General features: G+C 45.9%; 13 protein-coding genes. 7 read left to right on the plus strand and 6 right to left on the minus strand.

Translation table 11 applies throughout. From position 1 onward, the window contains the following. Positions 1-26 precede the first annotated feature (26 nt). From G6N79_RS06675 to G6N79_RS06695, 5 genes are read left to right on the plus strand one after another with little or no spacing between them, the layout of a single operon-like run. The gene (locus tag G6N79_RS06675; RefSeq protein WP_160003763.1) at positions 27-1,061 is read left to right on the plus strand and encodes an HU domain-containing protein; all 1,035 of its coding nucleotides are present in this window, start codon (positions 27-29) and stop codon (positions 1,059-1,061) included. Between the two features lie 35 nt (positions 1,062-1,096). After that, positions 1,097-1,798, plus strand: coding sequence for a MotA/TolQ/ExbB proton channel family protein (locus G6N79_RS06680; RefSeq protein WP_103906898.1), 702 nt, complete (start codon positions 1,097-1,099; stop codon positions 1,796-1,798). A gap of 32 nt (positions 1,799-1,830) precedes the next feature. After that, positions 1,831-2,238: an ExbD/TolR family protein gene (locus G6N79_RS06685; RefSeq protein WP_103906899.1), complete on the plus strand. Its 408-nt coding sequence runs from the start codon at positions 1,831-1,833 to the stop codon at positions 2,236-2,238. A 59-nt stretch (positions 2,239-2,297) separates the two neighbouring features. Further along, entirely contained in the window at positions 2,298-3,119 is an 822-nt protein-coding gene (locus G6N79_RS06690; protein WP_103906900.1) for an energy transducer TonB, read from the plus strand. Positions 3,120-3,129: 10 nt separating this feature from the next. Further along, positions 3,130-4,431 carry a bifunctional folylpolyglutamate synthase/dihydrofolate synthase gene (locus tag G6N79_RS06695; protein WP_103906901.1) on the plus strand — a complete coding sequence of 434 codons (1,302 nt, stop codon included), beginning with the start codon at positions 3,130-3,132 and terminating at the stop codon, positions 4,429-4,431. Here G6N79_RS06695 and G6N79_RS06700 read toward each other — a convergent pair. From G6N79_RS06700 to G6N79_RS06720, 5 genes are all read right to left on the minus strand, one after another. Further along, the gene (locus tag G6N79_RS06700) at positions 4,418-5,440 is read right to left on the minus strand and encodes an asparaginase (protein WP_103906902.1); all 1,023 of its coding nucleotides are present in this window, start codon (positions 5,438-5,440) and stop codon (positions 4,418-4,420) included. The two genes, G6N79_RS06695 and G6N79_RS06700, sit on opposite strands and share 14 nt — an antisense overlap. Positions 5,441-5,443: 3 nt before the next feature. Then, on the minus strand, positions 5,444-6,238 hold the full coding sequence (locus tag G6N79_RS06705; RefSeq protein ID WP_103906903.1) for a TatD family hydrolase: 795 nt from the start codon (positions 6,236-6,238) through the stop codon (positions 5,444-5,446). Between the two features lie 109 nt (positions 6,239-6,347). Then, complete coding sequence (locus G6N79_RS06710; protein ID WP_103906904.1) at positions 6,348-7,337, minus strand: FKBP-type peptidyl-prolyl cis-trans isomerase; 990 nt, start codon at positions 7,335-7,337, stop codon at positions 6,348-6,350. A gap of 28 nt (positions 7,338-7,365) precedes the next feature. Continuing rightward, positions 7,366-8,373: a DHH family phosphoesterase gene (locus G6N79_RS06715; protein WP_103906905.1), complete on the minus strand. Its 1,008-nt coding sequence runs from the start codon at positions 8,371-8,373 to the stop codon at positions 7,366-7,368. Positions 8,374-8,490: 117 nt separating this feature from the next. Further along, entirely contained in the window at positions 8,491-11,142 is a 2,652-nt protein-coding gene (locus tag G6N79_RS06720) for a PQQ-binding-like beta-propeller repeat protein (protein ID WP_103906906.1), read from the minus strand. Between the two features lie 131 nt (positions 11,143-11,273). Here G6N79_RS06720 and G6N79_RS06725 point away from each other — a divergent pair, with 131 nt between their 5' ends. Continuing rightward, a complete protein-coding gene (locus G6N79_RS06725) occupies positions 11,274-11,663 on the plus strand; it encodes a DUF423 domain-containing protein (protein WP_103906907.1) in 390 nt (129 codons plus the stop codon). 156 nt (positions 11,664-11,819) lie between these two features. Next, a complete protein-coding gene (gene priA / locus G6N79_RS06730; protein ID WP_234993221.1) occupies positions 11,820-14,315 on the plus strand; it encodes a replication restart helicase PriA in 2,496 nt (831 codons plus the stop codon). On the opposite strand, the gene G6N79_RS06735 is transcribed toward priA, so the two are convergent. Then, positions 14,312-15,499, minus strand: coding sequence for a PepSY-associated TM helix domain-containing protein (locus tag G6N79_RS06735; RefSeq protein ID WP_103906909.1), 1,188 nt, complete (start codon positions 15,497-15,499; stop codon positions 14,312-14,314). The genes priA and G6N79_RS06735 overlap by 4 nt on opposite strands. Between the last annotated feature and the right edge of the window lies 1 nt (position 15,500).

Raw genomic sequence — 15,500 nt, forward strand, 5'->3', positions numbered from 1 at the left:
ATAACTTTGCAGCAGGAACAGGATAAATGGATTTAGGTAGATATATTCATCAGTTATTAAAGCGCCGTAACGAGGTTTATGTGAAGGGTTTGGGGGTATTCAAGCGCATTCATACACCTTCAGTTTACGATGAGAAACGGGCTGTATATCTGCCACCGGTCACTTACCTGGAGTTTGATGCGAAATCCACCTCAGGTGTAGATTTCGTGGACTATCTGCAGCAGGCCAAGCAGCTTTCCAAGCAGGCCGCTGAAGCCGAAGTGGAAGAGGCTGTTGTCACTTTGTTGGCGAACATCCGGGACAATGGTCAGGTGCAGCTGAATCATGTCGGACAACTGATCAAGCACGGGTCATCCTTGGTTTTCAAAGCCGAAGACCTGAGTGGATTTCAATTGCAACCCATCGAACGGACAATTGCTGAGCGGGAGGAAGAGACCCCTGTGGTCGAAGAAACCGTAGAACCGGTTCCAGCTCCAGCACCAGAAGTGGAAGAGGTCGTAGAAACGCCGATTGCCGAGGAAGTGGTGGAAGCTCCCGTTAATGAACCGGTATATGAAGAAGAATACAGTAGACCTGCGGGTAAATCTTCCTGGTACATATGGGTCGGTCTGCTGGCCCTCTTGATCATTGGGGCATTGGTTTACTTCAATTGGTCTTCATCCGCGGCACCGGAGGCAACAACGGCCGCTGGATCGGATTCAACTTCAGGAACTACCGATAGCATCGCTCAGGCATCCACTTTGGATAGCAGTAAAGCGGTTCTGGCAGATTCCCTGGCGGCAGACACAACGGGTAAGAAAGTGTACAATCCACTTATTCCGGCAAATCACACCTATCAGATTGTTATCGGTACGCACAGTACCCTGGCTCAGGCGTACGAACAAGCCGAATCTTTTAACAAGGCAGGCGTTGAATCCGTACGGGTGATTCCGAGCAATCTGGCGCATAACAAGAAAAAAGTAATCTGGGATTCCTACGAAACAAAATTACAGGCAGATTCTGCATTAAAATATGTGCGCAAGCACTATGTATCCGATGCTTGGCATCAAAAAATTAAATAGTAATCAATCAAAACAGTAAAATATTCTTTTAAACTATGTCATTAGTACAAAACCCAGCGATCGTTGACACATTGAACCAAATGCAACAACAGCAACCGGTAGCTTTAGCTACAACGGATGATCTTAATCTTTTAGAGTTATTAATGAAGGGTGGATGGATTATGATTCCAATCCTCTTGTTATTCTTCTTGGGATTGGTTATATTCTTTGAACGTTACATCACGATCCGTAAGGCAAGCCGTTCCGAAGGTGGATTACTGGCACAGGTAAAGAGCAATGTATTATCGGGTAAGATCGATGCAGCGATGGCCGCTTGTCGTTCCAATAACTCAGCACTTTCCAGAATGTTGCAAAAAGGATTGACACGCGTTGGTCGTCCGATCAAAGATATCGAAGGTGCGATCGAGAACCAAGGTAAGTTGGAAGTTTCCCGCTTGGAGAAAAACATCAATATCTTGGGTATCATTGCCGGTATCGCGCCGATGCTTGGTTTCGTAGGTACGATTTTCGGGGTTATCCAGATCTTCCGTGATGTGGAGATGGCCGGTGGTATCGATATCGGTTCGGTATCCGGAGGTCTTTACGTGAAGATGATCGCTTCGGCATCGGGTCTGACCATTGGTATCTTAGCCTACATCGGTTATCATATCCTGAACATGATGGTTGAGCGCTTGATCTTGCGCATCGAAACGGATGCTATTGAATTTATTGATTTATTGGATGAACCAAGCATGTAATCCGGGTAACCGATTACAGTAAACGAGCTAAAATGAATTTACGAAATAGAAGAAATAAACCTGCTGCAGAAGTGCACACCGCGGCGCTGAACGATATCATGTTCTTCTTGATGTTGTTCTTCCTATTGGCTTCCGCAGTCTCCAACCCTCAGGTGGTGAAATTGCTGTTGCCTAAGTCCAGCGCTGGGGAGCAATCGGTAGCGAAAAAAACCATGACCATTTCCATAACCAGTGATCTGGTCTACCATGTGGATAAGCAACCTGTCCCTTTGGAGCAATTGGAATCTTATATCCAATCCAACCAGGCAACAGGTGAGGAGCTGACCATTATGTTGTACGCGGATAGCACCGTGCCGATCCAGAACGTGATTTCGGTCATGGATGTTGCGAACAGGTTGAAGGTTAAATTGGTATTGGCTACCGAACCCAAGAAAGATTAATGGCACTGCCATTAAACGTTTTGGGATTTGAATGGTCGTAACAAAGAAGAGATAAGGACATGTATTACAATCAATATCGCGAAGAAAATAACCTGCCGAAGGCATTTGGGATATCCTCATTGGTGATGGCTGCCTTGGCAGCTATCGGATTCTTCATTGTCTTTGGTCAAGACATTCCAGAATACGGTATGGGTGGTATCATCGTGAACTATGGTACATCCCCAGAAGGTATGGGTGATGACTATATGAGCGTGGATGAACCTTCCATGGATGAGAATGCGAATAATGTACGGCCCGATAAGATCGATCCGAATTCAACACCGATCCCTACACCATCCCAGCAGGTAGCCGATAAGGCTGTCGCCACGCAGGATGTGGAAGAGGCACCCGTTGTTGCCAAAGCGGAGAAACCTGTAAAGGCGGTCGCTGAACAGACCACAGCGGAGAAAAAGAACGCTACACCGGCAGTAAATCCAAATGCCCTGTACAAAGGGAAAAAGAACAATGCACAGGGAACAGGTGATGGTACAGGGTCCACAGCCGGAAACCAAGGCTCCAAACTGGGTGACCCATTGGCCAGCAACTATGGTGAAGGTGGTTCCGGATTCGGAAATGCCATGCTTTCCCTGGAGAATAGACGCTTTACCGTCCCACCAAAGATTGATGATAACGGCCAACAGACCGGAATTGTCAAGATTGAATTTACCGTGGACAAAAGTGGTAAAATCGTCCGTGCAAGACAGGCCAAAGGAACCACGATCGCGGATTACCGTTTGATCGAGAAATGTATCCGTGCGGTGGAAAATGCACGCCTGAACGAGCTCCCTAATGCTCCACAGACCCAAACCGGTCTGATTACTTTCAGATTTAGAGTACGATAATACTGCATATATGAAAACATTTACAGAGGTAATCGAGTATCTTTTTGCTCGATTACCTATGTTTACACGTGATGGTGCCTCAGCCATCAACCCCGACGTCGATAAGACCCTATTGTTTTGCCAGCACTTCGGCAACCCCCAGCACAAATTCAAATCCATACATATCGCCGGTACCAACGGCAAGGGATCATCCTCACACATGACCGCCTCCATTTTGGCAGCAGCAGGCCTGAAGACAGGATTATATACCTCGCCTCATTTGGTGGACTTCAGAGAGCGCATCCGCATCGATGGGCAGATGATTCCCCAGCAATGGGTAGTGGATTTCGTCAATGCCAACCGGGAATTCATCGAGGACATCAAACCTTCGTTTTTTGAAGTCACCGTTGCGATGGCATTTGCTTTCTTTGCAGAAGAGCAGGTGGACATCGCTGTGATCGAGGTCGGTTTGGGTGGAAGGCTCGATAGCACAAACATCATCCTACCGGAATTATGCCTCATCACCAATATCGGCATGGACCATATGAATATCCTTGGTGATACCATTCAGGAGATCGCTGGGGAAAAGGCCGGCATTATCAAGCCTGGCGTTCCGGTAATTGTGTCGGAGAAACAGGAAGAGATCGTCTCTGTTTTTGTGGACAAAGCGGCAGCAGGTGATAGTCCGCTAACTTTTGCGGAGGATGTATATACCGTTCGTCAATCCGAAAGGAAACTGACGGGGATGGATGTCGCGGTTGAGGATGTCAAGACTAAGGAATGCCATGTATGGCACCTGGACCTGGCCGGATCTTACCAACGGAAAAATATTATTGGGGTGCTCTGCGTAGTGGATAGCCTTCGTGAAATGGGGTATACCCTGACGGAAGAACAGGTACGCTATGGTCTGTCCCATGTGCAACAGGCAACCGGTTTGCGTGGGCGTTGGGAAACCCTGAGCACCGATCCTTGGGTGATCTGTGATACCGGACATAATGAGGACGGCATTAAAGCCGTGGTACGAAACCTGACCACCCTTAATTTTCATCACTTGCACATCGTCATGGGCGCAATGAAGGATAAAGACCTGGCACATATCCTTCCACAACTGCCTAAGCATGCGCATTATTACTTTGGAGCACCTGACATGCCAAGAGCGATGAGTGCCGCGGAACTAACCGAGCAGGCAGCATCCTTCGATTTGCAGGGCAATCCATACCCTAGCGTGGAAGATGCTTACCAAGAGGCATTAAAAGCGTATAAGGAAGGTGATTTGATCTTTATCGGTGGAAGTACCTTTGTTGTCGCTGAGGTCTTGACTAATCATTCTTAGTCAATTCCCCGCGAATAGGCTGCTGTACCCAATGTGCTACTTCTTCTTGGCTGGATAATTCCCCCTGAAGGTACATGAGCTTGGTTACAGCGGTCTCAAATGTCATGTCATACCCATTGAGTACACCAATGGTCTGAAGGCCCTGAGAGGTCTCGTAACGCCCCAGTTCTACCGAACCAACCTTGCACTGGGAAATGTCCAGGATGTTCTTTCCGGATTTAATAGCACCTTCCAGAAGATCCAAGAACCACTTATCCGTCATGGTATTGCCGCTACCGAAAGTTTCCATAACGATACTGCGTACATTGGAGTTCAATACAGCTTCAATAGTTTCCGTACTGATGCCCGGGAATAACTTCAAAACCCCAACTTGGTTGTCGATATCGTAATGACAGATGAATTCCTTGTCGTCATTATTTAAGAGGACTTCCTCGTTGTAGCGGATATGGATGCCCGCCTCAGCAAGAACAGGGTAATTCGGAGAGCGGAAAGCCTCGAATTTATCCGAATTGTATTTGAAGGAGCGGTTTCCACGGAAGAGCTTGTTGTCGAACAGAATGCAGACTTCTTGAATAATGGAACGTCCATCTTTCTTGGCGGATGCGATTTCCAGGGCGGTCATCAGGTTCTCACGTGCATCGGTGCGGATTTCGCCGATCGGGAGCTGTGATCCGGAGAAAATTACCGGTTTCTGCAAGCCTTCCAAGAGGAAGCTCAGCATGGATGCGGAAAACGCCATGGTATCGGAACCGTGTAAGACCACAAAACCATCATACTTCGTGTAATTGTCGCGGATAATCTTTGCCATTTCCAACCAGATGCTTGGGCGCATGTTGGAAGAATCGATGATGGGATCAAAAGAATGGACCGTCAGTTCATAGTTCAAGCGACTGAGGTCGGGTAAATTCTTTTCAATTAATTCAAAATCAAATGGAATAAAGGTACCTGTTTCTTCATCTTGTACCATACCAATTGTTCCACCGGTGTAAATGATGAATATATTGTGCATCGATTAAATTTTAAAGATTAGTTTGGAGTTATTTGTTGTTATTTCAGCAATCTTATCGATTGCCATCTCATGGATGTCTGCTAATTTTTCGGCTACATAGTACAGGTAGCTGCTTTCATTTTCTTTACCACGGAAAGGCACGGGAGCGAGGTAGGGTGCATCTGTTTCCAGTACAATGTGCTTGAGATCGATCTCCTTTACAACGGCATCCAGTCCGGCCTTCTTAAAGGTCAGGACGCCACCGATTCCGAGCATGAAACCGAGGTTAATCGCGCGATGGGCTTGCTCCAGATTGCCCGTGAAGCAATGGAAGATCCCGAATAGCCGTTCGTCCTTTTCGGACTCCAAGACCTCGAATACCTCATCGAAAGCCTCTCGGCAATGGATGGAAATCGGTAAGCCCATTTCTTTCGCCCAGCGGATCTGCTGGCGGAAGGCTTCCTGTTGCCAGGCTAGTGTGGACTTGTCCCAATAGAGGTCAATGCCGATCTCACCGATCGCATAGATCTTGGCCGTATCGATGCGCTGACGGATGGTAGCCAATACCTCCTGGAAATTTTCCTTTACGTCGCATGGGTGCAACCCCAACATGGGGAAACAATTCGATGGGTAGGCATCGACCGTTTCGAAGACCTTTTCCATCGAGTCGATATCGACATTCGGAAGGAATAGACGGGTAATACCCTGATCAAAACAACGCTGCATCTGCTCCGCCAATTTAGGGGTGCCTGCATGGTAGTAAATATGGGTATGTGTATCCGTTAAGGTCTGATTCTTTAGGTCAATTTGCGCTGCCATGGTGCCAAAGTTAACATATTGTTAGTTAACCTGTTTGAAATGAATAAAAAAACGCAGTTATCATAATGAAAACTGCGTTTTTTTAAGAATATTGTAATTTATCACCTGTTTAGTTAACAGGAATTTGAGTAGGTGCTCCAGTCGGTGGAGTTACCTGTGGTGTATCACCTTTAGGGCCTGCAATGATGTCCGTGATTTCCACATCAAACACCAATGGTGCATACGGTGGAATCAAGTTGCTTTGCTGACGCTCACCATAACCTAAAGCTGAAGGAATGATGAAAGTAGCTTTTGATCCTTTTTTCAATAATTGAAGACCTTCAGTCCATCCTTGAATCACTGGTGTGTGTCCGATACGAACGCGCAATGGCTCATATTGTTTCATCGGGTGGAAGCTGTTTTCTTTCTTCGCGATATCCAAATTGCTGGTATCGAAAACTTTTCCATTCGTTAATTTACCGGTATAGTTCAATACTACGGTATCACCAACTACAGGATTAGCACCTTTACCTTCTTCTTTGATTACGTACTGTAAACCTGAAGCAGTTTTCTTTGGTTGCAATTTGTTTTTTTCAACGAATCCAGCGATTTTGCTCTCTTCTGCTTTCTTCAAGCCTTCCATTTCGCCCATGTAGTATTTGTTTACTTGGTCAAAAAGTGCTGAATCAGTTAAGTTACCTTTCTTAAAGTGTTTTTTGACTTTAATCGTGAATTGGATGTACTTGTCTGCGAATTCTGGTTTAGGTTGTCCAGTTCTAGCAGCCATGGTATCTAAATCCAATTTAAATACGGCGCTATCACCTTCACCTAACATTTTTAGGATTGTGTTATTGTCACCTGGGTAACCACCTTGCATTAAGGAATCTGGAACGATAGGTGCAATCTGCGGTAATCCAAGGTCATATGTGCTAGCCAAAAGGGAGTCACGGTCTGTTTTAACAACGATGTCCATGGCAAGAACGTCACCACCTACTGCTTTTTCGCTGGCTTTGTCCTCGAAGAACTTGTATTCTAGGCCACCTTCGCCTTTTTTGAAATTCTGGCAAGATGCAAGCGCTAGACCTGCTACTGCTGTTAATACTAAAATTGATTTTTTCATTTTTCTATTTATAACGCTTATTATATGCTTATGTTAAATACTCTTTATATTCCGGTAATACCGATTTGAAACGGTTCACGACAGTCTGTAGATCTTCCGTTGAATTTCCACCGGCAGCATTCAAATGGCCACCGCCATTGAAATGTTTCTTGCAGATTTCATTGCAAGGGATATCGCCAATGGAACGCAAAGATAATTTAATTAATTCAGTTCTATCAACAAATAGTCCTGCCAATCGAATGCCTTTGATCGATAGGGCGTAGTTCACCAACCCTTCGGTATCACCAGTGGTCACATTGAACTTCTGCAGATCCTCGCGGGTCAAAGCAAAAAGTGCTGTATGGTATTCCGGAATCACTTCCAGGCAATTCAGTAGGCAATAGCCCAAGAATTTTAATCGGTTCTCCGTAGAGCTGTTGTAGATGTTCTCATGGATCTCCCAGTTTCGTGCGCCTGCATCAATCAGGTTGGCAATGATATGGTGAACGGCAGAGGTGGTTGACTTGAAGCGGAACGATCCAGTATCCGTCATAATACCGGTATATAGGCAACTGGCAATTACATCATCAATACCTTCCTTGTCGTTATAGACGTCGGCAATAAAAGTATACACCAGCTGAGCAGTTGCTGCAGCATTGGAATCCCAATAGGACACCTGTGCGAAATCTTCGGGATCCAGGTGATGGTCGATCATCCATTTCTGCCCTTTGGCTGCGCGGATAACCGGTTCCAGGATATTGGTACGGGAAAGTGCACTGTAATCCAAACAGAAAATAATCGCTGCCTCATCGAACAGTTGTTGTGCACGATCTGGCTGTTCCGGATAATAGATCAAGGTCTCAAAACCGGGCATCCACTCCAAGAAGGCAGGGAAATCCGAAGAAAGCACAACATGCACGTCATGTCCCTTCTTTTTCAACCAATGGTATAGACCCAATGACGAGCCTAACGCATCGCCATCCGGTTTATGATGGGTTGTGATGATAATCTTCTTAGGTTTAGCTAGTTCTGTTAAAAATTCTTCTCCTTGTAACATACGTATTTTGTGATTGCAAACCTACTGAAAAAAAATCTGCAAATAAAAAAAATTAACGGCTAAAGTTGTACCGCTTGCAAATTAAGCGATGTCCTGAAAAGCTTGATTACGAACAGCTTAATGCCTGTAGGCATAAAGTTTGAAATCGCGCTTCGTACTGATCAAGTAATTGCCTGTATTGTAATTGATTTTACCATAGTAAAATAGGGGCTGCGCTTCCAATGGGAATCCTTCCAGCACGCCACCATCCGAATTGAAGACATAAATCAGGTTATTTCCCTGAACGGCAATCCCCAGCTGTTTCATACCCCCTGGAGCAGGGAAGAACAAGGGCTCGTCGGCAATATTCTGTGAGAATGTATAGTCAAAAACAGGACGCAACGGGTCCGCCAATTCATACACCTGCAAAACATTGCCATCTGTAATCAGCATTTCCGGTGTGGAATTGCCTTGTATGTTTTCTACATATACCTTGAATCCGGAGCGCCAAGTACCTTCCGTGACAACCTTCGTCGTGCCATCACCTTGGATTTCATGCACCTGGCCAGCATCATCAACGGCATAGAATATGTAACGGTTGTCCCTGTTCAATACAGCCAATGGGCTCACGAAATTCACGTCGCCTTCCAGATCGATCTGCTTGGCTTCATTTCCGGAAGCATCAAAAAAGTAGATGCGCCCGTAGCTGGTCTGCACCACGATCTGATTGTCCAACAATTGCGGCAAACCGAGGATTTCCCCTTCCACCTGTACATTGTCCCAGCCTGTAATCGGTCCGCCATCCATGTCGTATGCTAAAAGGCGGGAGGAAGCAGGGATAATTATACGTTCCTGACCATCCCAATCCACCACGATGGGTTTTCCGGTTGGCTCAGCTGGTAAGCTCGTGGAGAAACCACTGAGGTTCTTGCCTTCGGTATCCATCCGGTATAGTCTTCTGCGATCCGTTACGGCCAAGAGGCTGCGGTCCTTCAATTGTTGGATGCCGCCTACTAATCTTCCCGCAACTAGGGTAGACCATTGTTTGGTTCCCGATGGGTGAATGGCATGTAGGGTATGGTCCTGCTCCTGTGCGATGATCATCTGTGACGTGTCCGCATATTCGAAGACATACGGGCCATTGATCAGGCGGCTGCCCAATTTATATTCCCATTCCGCATTTTCGCCCAGGCGATTCTTGCTCTTGTAGATGGCGTAGAATCGGCTCAGGAAATTGCCGCCATTTCCGGACAGCTGCAGCGACCACGAGTAAAATTCTTGGTAGCCATATTCTTCATCGTTGCGGAAGTTCCTGCTGTATTTATCATTCAGCACATTCTGAAGGAAATTCTTCGCATTGCCGGAGTTCAGGAAGAACGTCACATTGGCTTCATTTCCCTGAATCTGTTCATAATTCTTGAATCCCAATTCACCGACCAAGAGATCCCGTCGGTTCCACTTGCGGCGGTATTCTGTGAGGGTACTCTGATGGTTCGCCATAACCAATAGGTCATCGATCAAGATGAAATAAGGTCTGGAAAAAGCTTTCAGGCCATCCCCAAAAAAACGGTATGGCATATTCGCATAGCGGAATCGGTAGATGCTGTCACCAACGCTCTCCGCAAAGTCACTGAGCGTGGAGTCCAATACTGTAGTGTCCTTAAGGCTCACAAATCCCAGATAGTCCGAATTGGTCTGCTCCACGACGGCAAAATTACCGGCCAGGTTGTTCCGGAAAGCATCCAGCATGCCTTCTTTTTCTTTTTTCAACTGTGTTTCCTGTCCCTGCAATTGCTTGAAGTTGTCCTGCGTGGATTGCCAGCGACTGAGGTCCGAAAACCAAGTCGAAGCATCACTGAAGGAATATTCAATGAAAATCATGCTGTTGGATGGGAAATAGTTGTACAACCGTTGGGTTGATTTCTGTTGGTTGGCAAAAAGCGCTATATATTCCTTTTCGGTATCGACCAATTCACTTTCCCCGGTCAGCATCAGGGCATCATTCTTATAGTTGATGTTCCAGACGGTTTGTCCTTTTAGATTGATGAACTGCCGAAGGAAATCACCCGCTCTATTTTTCTTGAATGCTGCTACGAAAGCGGGCATATTTTGTTGTGGCAAATAGACGGTGAAAGGGGCATTTCTGTTGTTGTGCTCATTGAAGAACGTCAATTGTTCCTCATTTAATTTCGGGGTCTTCCTATCATTGATCTTGAACAACAGTTCTTTGTCAAAGCTGGCAAAGAAGATGTTCTCCAGGTAAGAAACATAGAAGATGGAATCGGTCAATTTATGGTCTCGTTCAACGGTATCTTTTTCCGTTTTAAGAAACTGATAGATGCGGATTCCTGCTGTATCCTGCGTAGTGACTTTATACTTGGAACTGATCGTCAGCATGCCCTGGTCAACCTCCGCCTGTTTGAGTTTGGTTTGGCTTGGTACACTGAACAAGGTACTCACGGATTCCTTCCCTGGATGGAGGGAAATGAAAACATCCGTTCCATTAATGTATTCATCCAGGTTTTGACTGCGCAATACATGATTCTTGAGGTGATTCAATTGGTCCATCTGTTGCTTCCCGAGCATGGCTTCGAAGATTTCAAAGTCCATGAACGTTTTATCTGTGGATGCATCATTCACAAAGGATGTGATCAAATACGTATCTGCAGGTAAATGTTGGATGGGTCGTACGGCTTCTTTCTTCTCTTTATTCAGATCTCCGAAATAGAACACCGAAGCAACGACCACGGCTATGAAGAGGAGAACGGAAACAATAATTGTATTTCTCATGGACGAAAAGACTTCCTTTTATTTGTTTTCAATTTCAATATAGACAAAAATGCAAAATTAGGAGTGGTTTTATGATTTATTTTATACATTTATAAACGAAAAATCATAAGCGATTATTTTAGCTTCAATTTATGAACAAACAAATTATCCTGACTGCTGCTTTTTTTGGGCTGTTAGCTGTAATTCTTGGCGCTTTCGGCGCACATGGTTTGGAAGGTAAGATTTCCGATAAACAATTGGAAACGTGGGGGACAGCAAATCAGTACCATTTCTACCACACCCTAGCCTTATTGTTCTTATCGACATTCTCTAGAGCAAAAAGCCAATCGATTAAGGTTTCCTACATCATGTTCACCCTGGGTATATTCTTGTTTTCGGGTTCACTTTACCTATTGAGCACAAGAAATCTATTGGGCATCGAAAATATTTCCATCATCGGTCCGGTAACTCCATTGGGCGGACTATGTTTTATGGTCGGGTGGATCGCACTTTTTGTTGCCGCAATGAAGAACAGGGCATAGCACGAGAGACGTGTACATAACGATGTGAAAAACGAGATATTGAGGCGACCCTAGGGTCGCTTTTTTTATGATCGTCGGCGAAGGAGCTGTTTTTATATGTGAAATAGGCGAGTCGCTTGTTATCGCACTGCCAGATGGGGTTTAAACCCGAGAAAAATGTTATTTTTGTTTATGTCTCAACTGGATCTGTCCTCAGGGAATCGTAAAACTTTATTTGTGGAGGTGGTGTTGCCTTTGGCGATTGCCAAGACGTACACCTACCGGGTTCCACAGGAATTGAATGATAAGGTGCAAATTGGTGTGCGCGTTATTGTTCAATTTGGTCGCAACAAGATCTATTCAGGTATTGTGCGCACCATTACGACGGAGGCGCCGCAGCAGTACGAAGCTAAATATATCCTGGATGTCGCAGATCAAAAGCCCATCCTGCATGAGCGACAATTGGAGCTGTGGGATTGGATCGCGGAATACTACATGTGCTATGTGGGGGATGTGATGCAGGCCGCTTTGCCGGCTGCGCTGAAAATGGCTTCCGAAACCAAAATCGTAGCTTCCGATGATCCCAATCTGGACCGTTCAGCAGTATCCGATAAAGGGTATATGATTCTGGAAGCGTTGGATATCGCTGGCGAACTATCGGTAAACGATGTGATCAAGATATTGGGACAGAAAACTGTCTTTCCACTGCTGCGTAGTTTGTTTGAACATGGCTATATCCTCATCTCTGAGGAGATTAAGGAACGTTATAAACCGAAAACAAAAGCTTACTTGCGGCTGGCTTCGGAATTTAACGATGCCGATGGTCGCCGCGAACTATTGGATAGCCTAAATCGGGCGCCAAAGCAACAGGATGCTATTATTGCTTTTCTACAGTTGCTGAAAACAAAGAATGATATCTCCCGGCAGGATGTAATGGAAGCGTCGGGGTGTGGTGCTGGAGCAATTACCGGTTTGATCGATAAAGGCGTACTGACTGTCGAAGAAAAAGTTGTCAGTCGATTCGAAGGAACGGATATTTTATTATCTCCAGACTTTACGTTCAGCGAGGCTCAACAGACTGCTTACGATAAAATAAAACTTGAATTTAAGGAAAAGGATGTCAATCTGCTGCATGGGGTAACCGCCTCAGGGAAGACGCAATTGTATATCCGACTCATTGAGGAAACACTTGCCCAAGGCAAGACGGCCCTATACCTGTTGCCTGAAATTGCGCTGACCGCACAGATTACTGAACGGTTGAAGTTGCATTTCGGTGATAAGTTAGGGGTGTACCATTCCAAGTTCAATGATAATGAACGCGCAGAAGTATGGCATAAGGTTAACAACTCCGAATTTAAGGTCGTTGTGGGCGCACGATCGTCTGTTTTCCTGCCGTTCCACAACTTGGGGCTGATCATTGTAGATGAAGAGCACGAGAATTCCTACAAACAATACGATCCGGCACCGCGCTACCATGCCCGCGATACCGCCATCTACCTGGCGCATCAACACCAAGCAAAGGTATTGTTGGGATCAGCGACACCATCGGTGGAAAGCTATTATAACGCCAAGGCAGGTAAGTATGGATTGATCGAGCTGTTGGAGCGTTATGGAGAAGCTAAGATGCCCGAGATTCAGATTATCGATATTACAGCAGCCTCCCGGAAGGAAGAGATGTTTTCCTACTTCAGTGCGGATCTGTTGCGCGAAATTGATGAGGCTGTAAAGCGTAAGGAACAGGTGATCCTCTTCCAGAATCGGCGCGGACACACCCCATTTCTCCAGTGTGGAACCTGTGGGTATGTCGCCAAATGCATCAATTGTGATGTCAGTTTAACCTTCCACAAATCGAGTAACCTGATGCATTGCCATTACTGTGGTTTCTCCGAAGAACTGGTCCAGACCTGCCCAGCTTGCGGTTTGCCCAATATGCAAAGTAAGGGCTTCGGTACCGAAAGGGTGGAAGAGGAGCTGGAACTGCAGCTCCCGAATCTACGCATTGGTCGGTTGGACCTTGACTCCACCAAAGGGAAGTATGGTTTCGACAAGGTCATCTCCGCATTTGATAATCAGGAATACGATGTGCTGATCGGTACGCAGATGATTACCAAAGGCCTTGATTTTGGGAATGTAACATTGATCGGTATTATCAACGCCGATTCCATGATCAACTTCCCTGATTTTCGAGCATATGAGCGTGCCTTTTCACTATTTTCTCAGGTTTCGGGTCGTGCCGGTCGAAGGCAGACTCCAGGAAAGGTGATCATCCAGACCAACACGCCGAACCATCGGATTTTGGAACAGGTGACCAATCACAATTACCTGGATATGTTCATGACGGAGGTCACGGAACGAAAGAACTACCAATATCCACCTTTCTATAGGCTCATCAAATTGGATGTAAAACATACGGACCAAGATCTGGTGAACCACGCTGCCAAAAACCTGGCATCGCTTTTACGCCAGCAATTGGGTGCAAGGGTCCTCGGACCAGAACCTCCACTGGTGGCCCGTGTTCGGAATAACTACATCCAGACCATTACCCTCAAGATTGAACGGCAACAGATTTCCATTGTGAAAGTGAAGGAGCTGATCAAACAGGCTCTCCTGCATTTTGAACTCGATAAGAAGAATAAAGGGGTACGCGTGCAGATAGATGTCGATCCGTATTAAGCGTTGGTTTGAAGAACCTTCTTTTTCTTTTTTGTCTTTCGTGCCTGTGCCTGCACCTTGTGGCGCCACAGGATAAACCCTGTTACGGGTAAGACAGCACAGAAAAGAGAAATGATAAAAGCCAGTATTTTCGTAGGCAGACCGCCGATATTACCGGTATGGAGGTCGTAATTCAAGGTTCCGATCCGATCGCCCAACTGAAGTGTGGCAGGCGCATTGACCCGGTCGACTTTATTCTCCGCTTTGCTGAAGTAATACCATTTGAAATCTCCCGTTTTCATTTCCTGCATCCGAATCTGGACATCAAAAGTCTCATTTTCTGGTTTGCTGCTGCGGATGGACATCATTCCCGATTGAGGGTATTTCTTTAGGAGGAAATGTAGGGCATTGTCCAGTTGTTCGCCATTTTGAAAATGCATGGGAATGGATGTAACCGGTGGCGGAGCATCCACTTTCTGTTGGCTGTCCAGGGCATTGAAAAATTGGATATATCCCGTCTTGAAAGATGGATACGTAAAGACCAGCCCCGTAATAGCAATGACCAACGCCAATAGGAAGGAGTAAAATCCCATGACATTGTGAAGGTCGTAATTCAGTCTTTTCCACTTGGCTTTCCAGTCGATCCACACACTGCGTTTCAATGCCTTGCCCCGCCAGCGTTTCGGCCACCACAGGACCATTCCGGAAATTAGGGTAACCACAAAAATGATGGTGGACACCCCGACAACCCATGTGCCGACTTTTTTGCCCAATAGGAGGTTCATGTGCAGTTGCAGGGTGATCTGGAAAAACTCAGTTTTTGAATTTTCAATGGCAACGAGTTGACCGGTATAGGGATTCATGAAAATCCGTTTATAGGTTTTAAACTGGTTCCAATACCCAAAAGCAGTGTTATCCACATCCTGTATACGAAATATCCAGGATCGGTTCTTTGCCGGGTAGAGGTCGACACGCGAAACCTGTTCATTTGCTTGAAGATGTTTCTCGGCAGATGCACGCAGCGTACTGAGCGGAAGTGCATCACCGGTATAGGTATCCTCAAGGAAGTATTTTTCGGGGTAGCATAGGAGTTTGAGTTCATCCACAAAGGTGTAGATACAACCCGTAAGACCAAGGATGACAACGACAATTCCCGTTGTTAGCCCGAGCCACTTGTGCAACCATAGGATACCCCGTTTTATCATC

The organism is Sphingobacterium lactis (genome assembly GCF_011046555.1).
Lineage (GTDB): Bacteria > Bacteroidota > Bacteroidia > Sphingobacteriales > Sphingobacteriaceae > Sphingobacterium > Sphingobacterium lactis.

What these genes read in the sequence shown, in the direction of transcription:
- G6N79_RS06685 (WP_103906899.1), top strand. Translation starts at nt 1,831, where the DNA reads ATGAATTTACGAAATAGAAGAAATAAACCTGCTGCAGAAGTGCACACC.
- G6N79_RS06705 (WP_103906903.1), bottom strand. Translation starts at nt 6,238, where the DNA reads ATGGCAGCGCAAATTGACCTAAAGAATCAGACCTTAACGGATACACAT.
- G6N79_RS06725 (WP_103906907.1), top strand. Translation starts at nt 11,274, where the DNA reads ATGAACAAACAAATTATCCTGACTGCTGCTTTTTTTGGGCTGTTAGCT.
- G6N79_RS06715 (WP_103906905.1), bottom strand. Translation starts at nt 8,373, where the DNA reads ATGTTACAAGGAGAAGAATTTTTAACAGAACTAGCTAAACCTAAGAAG.
- G6N79_RS06675 (WP_160003763.1), top strand. Translation starts at nt 27, where the DNA reads ATGGATTTAGGTAGATATATTCATCAGTTATTAAAGCGCCGTAACGAG.
- G6N79_RS06710 (WP_103906904.1), bottom strand. Translation starts at nt 7,337, where the DNA reads ATGAAAAAATCAATTTTAGTATTAACAGCAGTAGCAGGTCTAGCGCTT.
- G6N79_RS06700 (WP_103906902.1), bottom strand. Translation starts at nt 5,440, where the DNA reads ATGCACAATATATTCATCATTTACACCGGTGGAACAATTGGTATGGTA.
- G6N79_RS06695 (WP_103906901.1), top strand. Translation starts at nt 3,130, where the DNA reads ATGAAAACATTTACAGAGGTAATCGAGTATCTTTTTGCTCGATTACCT.
- G6N79_RS06680 (WP_103906898.1), top strand. Translation starts at nt 1,097, where the DNA reads ATGTCATTAGTACAAAACCCAGCGATCGTTGACACATTGAACCAAATG.
- G6N79_RS06690 (WP_103906900.1), top strand. Translation starts at nt 2,298, where the DNA reads ATGTATTACAATCAATATCGCGAAGAAAATAACCTGCCGAAGGCATTT.
- G6N79_RS06735 (WP_103906909.1), bottom strand. Translation starts at nt 15,499, where the DNA reads ATGATAAAACGGGGTATCCTATGGTTGCACAAGTGGCTCGGGCTAACA.
- G6N79_RS06720 (WP_103906906.1), bottom strand. Translation starts at nt 11,142, where the DNA reads ATGAGAAATACAATTATTGTTTCCGTTCTCCTCTTCATAGCCGTGGTC.
- priA (WP_234993221.1), top strand. Translation starts at nt 11,820, where the DNA reads ATGTTATTTTTGTTTATGTCTCAACTGGATCTGTCCTCAGGGAATCGT.